Source organism: Phenylobacterium sp. (genome assembly GCF_031412415.1).
Classification (GTDB): Bacteria; Pseudomonadota; Alphaproteobacteria; order Caulobacterales; family Caulobacteraceae; genus Phenylobacterium.
Genome location: NZ_JANOCX010000323.1, coordinates 1 through 8,981 on the forward strand (window position 1 = coordinate 1; position 8,981 = coordinate 8,981).

Below are 8,981 nucleotides of genomic sequence, written 5' to 3' on the forward strand. Positions count from 1 at the left end.
ATCCTCGTCGTCCCCGATCCGATCCTCAAGCAGGTGTCTCAGCCTGTGGAGAAGGTCGACGATGAGCTGCGCGCGCTCATGGATGACATGCTGGAGACCATGTACGACGCTCCCGGCATCGGCCTGGCCGCGATCCAGGTCGGCGTGCCCAAGCGGGTGATCGTCATGGACCTCGCCGGTCCCGAGGAAGAGCCCGCGCCGCGCTACTTCGTGAACCCGGAAATCCTCTGGTCGTCGGACGCGACCCTCCCCTACGAAGAGGGCTGCCTGTCGGTGCCGGAGATCTTCGACGAGGTCGAACGTCCCGACCGCGTCAAGCTCAAGTATCTGAACTACCAGGGCGAGGAAGTGATCGAGGACGCCGAGGGCCTGTTCGCCGTCTGCATCCAGCACGAGATGGACCATCTTCAAGGCGTGCTGTTCATCGACTATCTCTCGCGCCTGAAGCGCGACCGCGCGGTCGCCAAGGTCAAGAAGCAGGCCCGCGCGGCCTAGGGTCTACTTCGCGTCCTGGCGCGCCTTGTCGGCCGGGGTCGGGGCGGTGGCGTCATGGATCGCCTGCTTGGCCTCGACCGTGGCGTCCTTGGCGCCTTCCTTGACCGCGGTCCCGGCTTCCTTGGCCGCTTCCTTGATCTCCGCGCCGGCCTGCTTGACCTCAGGGCTGTTGGCGAAGTCCTTGGTCTCGGTGGCCACTGTGTTGGCGGCTTCCTTGGTCTCCGCGGCGATCTTGTCGGCGGTCGTCTGGGCGTCGGCCTTTGCGTCAGCCTGTTCCGCCGGCGAGCAGGCGGCGAGGCCGAAGACGGCCACAAGTGCGGCAGCGGTCAGAATGGTGCGCATGGTTCAGGACTCCCTATCCGAGCGCTCAAGGTAACGGCCAAGCTTGCGCGCGGTTCCTAAAAGTTCGCCACGCGGCTAAACCGGCGTCAATGCGTATCGCCTTCCTCGGAACCCCCGACTTCGCCGTCGCCGCCCTGGCCGCTCTCGTGGAGGCCGGCCACGAGATCGCCTGCGTCTATTCCCAGCCCCCCGCCCCGCGCGGCCGGGGCCAGGAGTTGAAGCCGTCGCCGGTCCACGCCTATGCCGAGGCGCGCGGCATTCCGGTCCGCACGCCGGTCTCCATGCGCGATCCCGCCGACATCGAAGCCTTCGAGGCCTTGAACCTGGAAGCCGGCGTGGTGGTGGCCTTCGGTCAAATCCTGCCGGCCGCCGTGCTCGACGCCCCGCGCCTGGGCTGTTTCAACCTGCACGCCTCGCTCTTGCCCCGCTGGCGCGGCGCAGCGCCGATCCAGCGAGCGATCATGGCCGGGGACAAGGTCACCGGCGCCGAGGTCATGCAGATGACCGAGGGGCTGGACGAGGGTCCGGTCCTGGCGTCCGAGACCCTTCGCATCGACGCCCTGGAGACCGCCGGCAGCCTCCACGACCGCCTGGCGGTGGCTGGGGCGGCCTTGCTGGCGCGCACCATGGCGGCGGTCGAACGCGGTGTGGCGGTGGCCAGGCCCCAGCCGGCCGAGGGCGAAACCTACGCCAAGAAGATCCGACCCAAGGAGGCGCGCCTCCGCTGGACCAAGCCCGCCGTCGAGGTCGACCGAAAGATCCGGGGCTTGTCGCCCTTTCCCGGCGCCTGGTTCGAACTGCCGACCGAGCGCGGGCCTGTGCGGGTGAAGGCTCTCTTGTCCAGCCTGGAAGACGCTGAAGGCGCGCCTGGCGCCGTCCTGGATGACGCTCTGCTGGTGGCCTGCGGCGAGGGCGCGGTGCGCCTGCTGCGGGTGCAACGCGAGGGCAAGGGACCGCAGGATGCGGCGACATTCCTGCGTGGGCGGCCTGTGGCGGTCGGGACGGTGCTGGGCTGATGCCCCGCTATCGGCTCACCATCGAGTATGACGGCCGGCCCTATCGCGGTTTCCAGGCCCAGGACGGCCTGCCGTCGGTGCAGGTCTCCCTCGAACGAGCCGTCGAGGGCTTCTGCGGCGAGACGCTGCGAGTCCACGCGGCGGGCCGCACCGACACCGGGGTCCACGCCACCGGCCAGGTTGTCCATATCGACCTGACGAAAGACTGGCGGGCCGAAGTCGTGCGTGACGCGCTCAACGCCCACCTGCGGCCGCAGCCAATCGTCGTGCTGGACGCGCAGCGCGTGGAAGACGACTGGCATGCGCGGTTCTCGGCCACGGGGCGGCGCTATCTGTACCGGATCCTCAACCGGCGCGCGCCGCCGGGGCTGGACCAAGGCCGGGTCTGGCATGTGGCCAAGCCGCTGGACGCCGAGGCCATGCACGAGGCGGCCAAGGTCCTGATCGGCCATCACGACTTCACGACCTTCCGGCACATTCACTGCCAGGCCAAGTCGCCGGAGAAGACCCTGGATGTCGCCAGTGTGCGCCGGGAGGGCGACGAGGTGCGGCTGGTCTTCGAGGCCCGCTCCTTCCTGCACCGCCAGGTCCGGTCCCTGACCGGGTCGATCGCCGAGGTGGGAGTCGGCCGGTGGAGCCCCGGGGACCTGAAAAACGCGTTGGAGGCCCGCGACCGCGCGGCTTGCGGGCCGGTCGCCCCGCCGGATGGCCTCTATCTAACGGGCGTGGACTACGCGCCGAACGCCGCGAAATAGCGCGCGATCAGACGTTCGTAGACGGCCTGGAGTTTGTGGATTTCGTCGACCGGCGCGCGCTCGTCGACGGCGTGCATGGTGGTTCCGACCAAGCCCAGCTCCACCACGGGACAGAGGTCGCGGATGAAGCGCGCGTCCGAGGTGCCGCCTGTGGTGGAGAGTTCCGGCGCGCGGCCGGCGACGTCGGTCACCGCGGCGGCGACCACGTCGGTGAACGGGCCGGGCTCGGTGAGGAAGGCCTCGCCGCTGATCACCGGCTCGACCTTGATGGTCCCGGCGAAGTCGATGGCGGCGGCTTCGCGCGCGATCCAGGCGGCGAGGTCGGCGCCCCGGTGGCTCGGGTTGAAGCGGATGTTCAGCCGCGCCTTAGCCTGGGTCGGAATCACGTTGGTCGCGGCGTTGCCGACATCGACCGTGGTGACTTCCAGATTGGACGGCTGGAAGCCCAGGAAGCCGTCGTCCAGCCTGTGGCTCTGAAGCTTGGCCAGCAGGTCGATCAGCACCGGGATCGGATTGGCCGCACGATGGGGATAGGCAACATGGCCCTGTTTCCCATCAACGGTGATCCAGGCGTTGATCGAGCCGCGCCGACCGATCTTGATCATGTCGCCAAAGGTTTCGGCGCTGGAGGGCTCGCCCACCACGCAATGGTCCAGGATCTCGCCTTCAGCTTTGAGGGCCTCGACCACCATCTTGGTGCCGTGAGTCGCCACGCCCTCCTCGTCGCCGGTGATCAGGAAGGACAGCGAGCCTCTCACCTGGCCTGCGGCGATCGCCTTGGCGGCGGCGGCGGCGAAGGCGGCCACGGCGCTCTTCATGTCCACGGCGCCGCGACCGATCAGCATGCCGTCGACGATCTCGGCGGCGAAGGCCTCGCGGCTCCAGGCGGCGGCGTCGCCTACCGGGACCACGTCGGAATGGCCGGCGAAGCAGAGGTTGGGCCGGGCGGTCCCGTAGCGGGCGTAGAGGTTCTCGATCTCGCCGAACCTCATGCGTCGGCAGGCGAAGCCCAGGGCCTCCAGGGTGCGCTGAACGATGTCCATGGCCCCCTCGTCGGCGGGGGTCACCGACGGGCGGCGGATCAATTCCTGGGTGAGGGCGACGGGATCGATGGCGGCGGACATGGTCGCGCTTTACGGTTCGCGCGGCCCAATCGCAAACGGAACCTGCGCATGCCGAAGATCGACCCCGCTGTCGCACTCACAAAGCACGGGGACAGCTACCCTCCGCCGTTCAGCGCCATGTGCGCCCAGATCAGCCGCACCAAGCTGGGAGACGCCGTCGGCCTGACCGACTTCGGCGTCAGCCTGCTGCGCCTGCCGCCCGGCCAATGGTCGGCGCAACGTCACTGGCATGAGCAGGAGGACGAGTTCCTGATGGTCGTGGAGGGCGAGGTGGTGCTGGTGGAGGAGGGCGTCGAGACCGTGTTGGTCGCCGGCGACTTCGCGGGCTTTCCCAGCGACGTGGCCAACGGCCACCACCTGCAGAACCGCAGCGACAGGGTCGCCGTGGTGCTGGAGGTCGGCTCGCGCCGCGAGGGGTCAGGCTGCCATTATCCCGACATCGACCTGGACGCCCCCGCGAACTCGCCGGACTACGTCCACAAGGATGGGACGCCTTACTAGCGCGACCGCGAACGCGGCGGGTCAGTCCCGCAGCAGCTCGTTGATGCTGGTCTTGGACCGGGTCCGCGCGTCGACGGTCTTCATGATCACGGCGCAGTAGGTGGACGGCAGACCCTCGTGGGGGCTGGGCCGGCTGCCCGACATGATCACCGAATAAGGCGGGACCTCGCCGGTGAAGACTTCGCCGGTACGGCGGTCGACGATCGGAGTGGTGGAGGTCAGGTAGACGCCCATGGACAGAACGCTGCCCTCGCGAACGATGACGCCCTCGGCCACTTCCGAGCGGGCGCCGATGAAGCAGTTGTCCTCGATGATGGTCGGATTGGCCTGCAGAGGCTCGAGAACCCCGCCGATCCCGGCGCCGCCCGACAGGTGGACGTTCTTGCCGATCTGGGCGCAGGAGCCGACCGTGGCCCAGGTGTCGACCATGGTGTTCTCATCGACATAGGCGCCGATGTTCACGAAGGACGGCGTCAGCACCGCGCCCTTGGCGATGAAGGCGCCGCGGCGGACCACGCAGCCCGGAACGGCGCGGAAGCCCGCAGCCTCGAAGCGCGCGGCGTCCCAGCCGGTGAACTTGGACGGCACCTTGTCCCAGTAGGGGCCTGGCGCGTCGGCCTCGACCAGCTTGTTGGCGAAGAGGCGGAAGGACAGCAGGATCGCCTGCTTGGCCCACTGATGGGTCGTCCAGACGCCGTCGTCCCCGCGGGTGGCGACCCGCAAGGTCCCGGCGTCGAGCTGGTTCAGCGTTTCTTCGACGGCTTCGCGCACGGCGCCCTGGGTGGAGGTGTTGACCTCGTCGCGCGCCTCCCAGGCGGCTTCGATCACGGACTTCAGGTCATTTGACATCAGGCGGCTTCCTTCAGGCGCGCTTCGCTGAGGAAGGGCGTGAGCTTGGCGGTGCGGTGGTGGACGAAATCGGCGTTGGAGGCGCTGGCGCGGGGGCCGACCAGGACGGTCGTCATCCCGAGGTCGGCGGCGGGCTTCAGATTGCGCTCGCTGTCCTCGAAGAAGGCGGTGGCCATGGGATCCATGCCGTGGCCCTCGATCATCCGGTGAAAGCCCAGGGGATCAGGCTTGGGCGCGAAGCCGAACGAGTGGATGTGGAAGACGTCGTCGAACAGGTCGGCCAGGCCCAGATGGGCCATCACGCGCTCGGCGTGCTTGTCGTCGGCGTTGGTGAAGATGAATCGGCGGCCCGGCAGCTTGGCCAGCGCGATCAGCAACTTCGGATCCTGGGCCAGGACCTCCAGCGACAGGTCGTGGAACAAGGCGTGGAAATCGGCCGGGTCGACGCCGTGGTTCAACATCAGGCCCTTCAGCGTCAAACCGTGCTCCGCCAGGTACTTTTTCTGGAGCGCGTAGGCCTGGTCCCGGGGCAGGCCCGAGACCTTGGCCACGAAGTCGGTCATCCGCCCCTCGACGGAGCCCATGAAGCCGGACTCCTCAGGATAGAGCGTGTTGTCCAGGTCGAAGAGCCAGGTGTCGATATGGGTCAGATCGGCGGTCATGCGCAGATGAGGGTTCCCGAGCCATGCTCGGTGAATAGCTCCACCAGCATCGCGTGCGGCCGTCGGCCGTCCAGGATCACGACGGCCTCGACGCCCGACTCCACGGCGGCGATGGCGGTTTCCAGCTTGGGGATCATGCCGCCGGTGGCGACGCCGTCGTCGATGGCCGCGCGGGCCTCGGCGACGGTCATCTGGCGGACCAACTCGCCATTGGCGTCCAGAACCCCGCGCACGTCGGTCAGCAGCAGCATGCGCTTGGCGTTCAGGGCTCCCGCCAGGGCGCCGGCCACGGTGTCGGCGTTGATGTTGTAGGTCATGCCCTCCACCGAGGTGCCGATGGGCGCGATCACCGGGACATAGTCCTCGTCGGCGTAGATCAGGGCTTCGATCAGCTTGGGATCGATCGCGGTCGGTTCGCCCACGAAGCCCAGGTCGACAGCCTGTTCGATCTGGCTGTCGGGATCCTTCTTGGTGCGGACCGCCTTCTCCACGGTGATCAGGCGGGCGTCCTTGCCCGACAGCCCCACGCCGCGCACGTCGGCCTCGGCGCCGGCGAGCGTGATCCAGTTGGCGATCTCCTTGTTGATGGCGCCCGACAGCACCATCTCGGCGACCTCCATGGTGGCCTCGTCGGTCACCCGCAGCCCGTCGATGAAGCTGGACTTCACGCCGGCCTTATCCAGCATCCGGGAGATTTGCGGCCCGCCGCCATGAACGACCACCGGGTGGCAGCCCAGCATCTTCAGCAGCACGGCGTCGGCGGCGAACAGGCGCGCGACGCTCTCCTCGCCCATGGCGTGGCCGCCGTATTTGATCACCACGACCTCGCGGTCATAGATCTGGATATAGGGCAGGGCCGTGGCCAAGGTCTTCGCGGTGGCCCAGCCCTGTTCTTCGGCGTCGTCGGTCAAGGTCGCGGCCCTTCTGAAGTCCGGGACGCTCCGATAGCGGACCCAGGCCCGCCTGTCACCGCCTCGACGCGCGGCCTAGCCATGCGTAACCTGCGCGTGACCAGTTTTGGGGGATCTCATGCGCGCCATTCTTCTCGCCGCCGCCGCGGCGCTTTCCGTCACCTCGGCCAACGCCGCGACCGTGGCGGTCAGCGCCGAGCGCCTGATCGACGTGGCGACAGGGAAGATTTCCGAGAAGCCGCTGGTGATCGTGACCGACGGACGGATCACCGCCGTCGGCCGCCAGGGCGACGCGATCCCCGCCGGCGCCGAACAGGTCAACCTGCCGGGGGTCACCCTGTTGCCGGGCCTGATCGACATGCACGTCCATCTGACCTCCTCGCCGCTCTATGGCGGATACACCTCGCTGCAGTTTTCCGACGCCTTCGGGACGGTGATCGCCACCCGACACGCCAAGGACACCCTGGAGGCGGGCTTCACCACGGTGCGAAACGTGGGATCGGAATTCTATGGCGATGTCGGATTGAAGGAGGCGATCGAGGCCGGCTTCGTGCCGGGTCCGCGTGTGGTGCCGGCGGCCTATTCCTTTGGCGCGACGGGCGGGCATTGCGACTCGACCTACTTCCCGCCCTCGATGGAACAGCAGGCGCCCTATGTGGCCAACGGCCGCGACCAGGCGCGCGAAGCCGTCCGCCGGGTGCGCAAGTACGGCGCCGACGTCATCAAGATCTGCGCGACGGGCGGGGTCTTCTCGCGCCGCACCTCGCCGGGGGCGCAGCAACTCACCCTCGACGAGATGAGCGTGGTGGTCGAGGAAGCGCACATGGCGGGCATGAAGGTCGCTGCCCACGCCCATGGCGCGCCGGGCATCACCGCGGCCATCAAGGCCGGCGTCGACACCATCGAACACGCCAGCCTGGTGGATGACGAGGGCATCAAGCTCGCCGCCCAGAAGGGCACCTGGTTCGGTATGGACATCTACAACACCGACTACACCCAGGCCGAGGGCAAGAAGAATGGCGTGCTGGAGGAGAACCTGCAGAAGGACCGCGATATCGGCGAGATCCAGCGCCAGAACTTCAAGAAATCCCTGAAGGCGGGCGTGCGGCACATCTATTCCACCGACGCCGGTATCTTCCCGCACGGCGAGAACGCCAAGCAGTTCGCCGTCATGGTCCGTTATGGCGCGACGCCCTTGCAGGCGATCCAGACGGCCACGGTGAACGCCGCCCAGGCGCTGGGGTGGGAAAAGGACGTGGGTCAGGTGGCGGTGGGCCGCTACGGCGATTTGATGGGCGTTATCGGCGACCCGCTCAGCGACGTGACCGCGTTGGAAAAGCCGGTGTTCGTCATGAAGGGCGGCGTGGTGGTGAAGCGGCCCTAGGGTCCGGGGCGTTGCGCGCTCTGACCTGGCTCCGCCTCGCGGCCCTGAGCATCTGTGTTCTCGTGGCGCCGGCCGCCGCCGCTCCGCCGAATGTGGCGGCGCGGGTGATGCAGCTCGACCGGCGAACGACCTGGACGGAGGTCTCCGCGACGCCTGTGGGGTTCAAGACCCATCACCCGCAGGGCATGGTCCGCATCGGGCCCGACACCTTCGTCTCGTCGGTGGAAATTCTCACCTACACGAAGCGCTATCCGACACCACAGGGGGGCTTTGACCGCGACCAGGGCGCTGGGCGGGGTCACCTCTTCCGCATCGGGCCGGACGGCGCGCTGCTTGGCGATCTCGTTCTGGGCGAGGGCGCGATCTACCATCCGGGCGGCCTCGACTTCGACGGCGAGTTCCTGTGGGTCGCTGTCGCGGAGTATCGGCCCAACAGCGCCTCGATCATCTATCGCGTCGATCCGCGATCCCTTCGCGCGGTGGAAGTCCTCCGGGTCGCCGACCATATCGGCGCGGTCGCCTATGATCGCGAGCGTCAGGCGCTGATAGGGGTGAACTGGGGCGGCCGCGCCTTCTATCGTTGGCCGATGCGGCGAGGGTGGCCGGTCGCCGGCGCCAGGGCCAAGCCGATCGCCAATCGCGCCAGCTACGTCGACTACCAGGACTGTCACTTCGTCGGCGGGCGACGGATGCTGTGTTCCGGCCTGGCGTCGTACCCGACGCCGATGGCGGGGTTCAGCTTCACCCTCGGGGGTTTCGAGCTGGTCGATGTGGACGATTTCCGGCCGACCTGGCAGGCGCCGGTGTCGCTGTGGACCAAGGCTGGCCGCGCCATGACCCAGAACCCCTTCTTCGTGGAGGCCACGCCGCGTGGCCTGCGCGCCAGCTTCATGCCCGACGACAATCGCTCGACGATCTTCGTCTACGAGGCTGTCCTCGATT

The 8,981-nt window shown here is 68.0% G+C and carries 11 protein-coding genes; 6 read left to right on the forward strand and 5 right to left on the reverse strand.

Features of this window, described 5'->3' with window-relative positions; translation table 11 throughout:
* Positions 1 to 495, forward strand: a 495-nt coding sequence (gene def, locus RMO04_RS15815) for a peptide deformylase (protein ID WP_309645733.1), incomplete at its 5' end; no start/stop codon positions are given.
* A 3-nt stretch (positions 496 to 498) separates the two neighbouring features.
* Here def and RMO04_RS15820 read toward each other — a convergent pair.
* A complete protein-coding gene (locus RMO04_RS15820) occupies positions 499 to 837 on the reverse strand; it encodes a hypothetical protein (RefSeq protein ID WP_309645734.1) in 339 nt (112 codons plus the stop codon).
* A gap of 89 nt (positions 838 to 926) precedes the next feature.
* On the opposite strand from RMO04_RS15820, the gene fmt reads away from it, so the two are divergent.
* Together fmt and truA are read left to right on the forward strand one after the other, a co-directional pair.
* Positions 927 to 1,853 carry a methionyl-tRNA formyltransferase gene (gene fmt / locus RMO04_RS15825; RefSeq protein WP_309645735.1) on the forward strand — a complete coding sequence of 309 codons (927 nt, stop codon included), beginning with the start codon at positions 927 to 929 and terminating at the stop codon, positions 1,851 to 1,853.
* A complete protein-coding gene (gene truA / locus RMO04_RS15830; RefSeq protein WP_309645736.1) occupies positions 1,853 to 2,608 on the forward strand; it encodes a tRNA pseudouridine(38-40) synthase TruA in 756 nt (251 codons plus the stop codon). The genes fmt and truA overlap by 1 nt, the downstream gene beginning before the upstream one ends.
* Here the strand turns inward: truA and dapE are convergent.
* Complete coding sequence (gene dapE, locus RMO04_RS15835; RefSeq protein WP_309645737.1) at positions 2,584 to 3,732, reverse strand: succinyl-diaminopimelate desuccinylase; 1,149 nt, start codon at positions 3,730 to 3,732, stop codon at positions 2,584 to 2,586. The genes truA and dapE overlap by 25 nt on opposite strands.
* A 48-nt stretch (positions 3,733 to 3,780) precedes the next feature.
* Between dapE and RMO04_RS15840 the strand changes: the two genes are divergently transcribed.
* On the forward strand, positions 3,781 to 4,233 hold the full coding sequence (locus tag RMO04_RS15840; protein ID WP_309645738.1) for a cupin domain-containing protein: 453 nt from the start codon (positions 3,781 to 3,783) through the stop codon (positions 4,231 to 4,233).
* A 21-nt stretch (positions 4,234 to 4,254) separates the two neighbouring features.
* On the opposite strand, the gene dapD is transcribed toward RMO04_RS15840, so the two are convergent.
* From dapD to argB, 3 genes are read right to left on the reverse strand one after another with little or no spacing between them, the layout of a single operon-like run.
* Positions 4,255 to 5,082 carry a 2,3,4,5-tetrahydropyridine-2,6-dicarboxylate N-succinyltransferase gene (gene dapD / locus RMO04_RS15845; protein WP_309645739.1) on the reverse strand — a complete coding sequence of 276 codons (828 nt, stop codon included), beginning with the start codon at positions 5,080 to 5,082 and terminating at the stop codon, positions 4,255 to 4,257.
* Positions 5,082 to 5,744, reverse strand: coding sequence for a pyrimidine 5'-nucleotidase (locus RMO04_RS15850; RefSeq protein WP_309645740.1), 663 nt, complete (start codon positions 5,742 to 5,744; stop codon positions 5,082 to 5,084). Before RMO04_RS15850 ends, dapD begins: the two co-directional genes overlap by 1 nt.
* Positions 5,741 to 6,655, reverse strand: a complete 915-nt coding sequence (argB, locus tag RMO04_RS15855; protein WP_309645741.1) for an acetylglutamate kinase — start codon at positions 6,653 to 6,655, stop codon at positions 5,741 to 5,743. Before argB ends, RMO04_RS15850 begins: the two co-directional genes overlap by 4 nt.
* 118 nt (positions 6,656 to 6,773) lie before the next feature.
* On the opposite strand from argB, the gene RMO04_RS15860 reads away from it, so the two are divergent.
* Complete coding sequence (locus tag RMO04_RS15860; RefSeq protein ID WP_309645742.1) at positions 6,774 to 8,039, forward strand: amidohydrolase family protein; 1,266 nt, start codon at positions 6,774 to 6,776, stop codon at positions 8,037 to 8,039.
* A gap of 11 nt (positions 8,040 to 8,050) precedes the next feature.
* Positions 8,051 to 8,981, forward strand: a 931-nt coding sequence (locus RMO04_RS15865; protein ID WP_309645743.1) for a DUF6454 family protein, incomplete at its 3' end; no start/stop codon positions are given.

What these genes read in the sequence shown, in the direction of transcription:
- fmt (WP_309645735.1), top strand. Translation starts at nt 927, where the DNA reads ATGCGTATCGCCTTCCTCGGAACCCCCGACTTCGCCGTCGCCGCCCTG.
- RMO04_RS15840 (WP_309645738.1), top strand. Translation starts at nt 3,781, where the DNA reads ATGCCGAAGATCGACCCCGCTGTCGCACTCACAAAGCACGGGGACAGC.
- dapD (WP_309645739.1), bottom strand. Translation starts at nt 5,082, where the DNA reads ATGTCAAATGACCTGAAGTCCGTGATCGAAGCCGCCTGGGAGGCGCGC.
- truA (WP_309645736.1), top strand. Translation starts at nt 1,853, where the DNA reads ATGCCCCGCTATCGGCTCACCATCGAGTATGACGGCCGGCCCTATCGC.
- RMO04_RS15860 (WP_309645742.1), top strand. Translation starts at nt 6,774, where the DNA reads ATGCGCGCCATTCTTCTCGCCGCCGCCGCGGCGCTTTCCGTCACCTCG.
- dapE (WP_309645737.1), bottom strand. Translation starts at nt 3,732, where the DNA reads ATGTCCGCCGCCATCGATCCCGTCGCCCTCACCCAGGAATTGATCCGC.
- RMO04_RS15820 (WP_309645734.1), bottom strand. Translation starts at nt 837, where the DNA reads ATGCGCACCATTCTGACCGCTGCCGCACTTGTGGCCGTCTTCGGCCTC.
- RMO04_RS15850 (WP_309645740.1), bottom strand. Translation starts at nt 5,744, where the DNA reads ATGACCGCCGATCTGACCCATATCGACACCTGGCTCTTCGACCTGGAC.